Origin of the sequence: Rhodoplanes roseus, assembly GCF_003258865.1 — a bacterium.
Classification (GTDB): domain Bacteria; phylum Pseudomonadota; class Alphaproteobacteria; order Rhizobiales; family Xanthobacteraceae; genus Rhodoplanes; species Rhodoplanes roseus.
This window is the reverse complement of the sequence record NZ_NPEX01001030.1, coordinates 1-234: the sequence shown is the minus strand read 5'-3', so window position 1 is coordinate 234 and position 234 is coordinate 1. Positions and strand designations below refer to the sequence as shown.

The following is a 234-nucleotide window of genomic DNA, read 5'->3' as shown; positions in this document are numbered from 1 at the left end:
GAAGGTCGCGATCACGGGCACGTGATCGGAGGGGCGTTCCCAGCCGCGCGCTTCCTTGATGACCTTGATGCCCTGCGCCCGGGCGGCCATATCGGCTGCCGCCCAGATATGGTCGAGACGTCGTCCTCGGTTCGAGGCTTCCCAATTGGGCGAGCGATAGCTCCACCAGGTGAAGAGCTTCTCTTCCGGCGGTACGAAGCGGCGCATGACGTCGACCCACGGCCCGGCCGCCTG

The 234-nt window shown here is 66.7% G+C and carries 1 protein-coding gene; it reads right to left on the bottom strand.

Annotation, left to right across the window (positions count from 1 at the left end):
• A partial coding sequence (locus CH341_RS33485; RefSeq protein WP_342635056.1) for an endonuclease/exonuclease/phosphatase family protein occupies window positions 1–234 on the bottom strand: 234 nt, incomplete at both ends.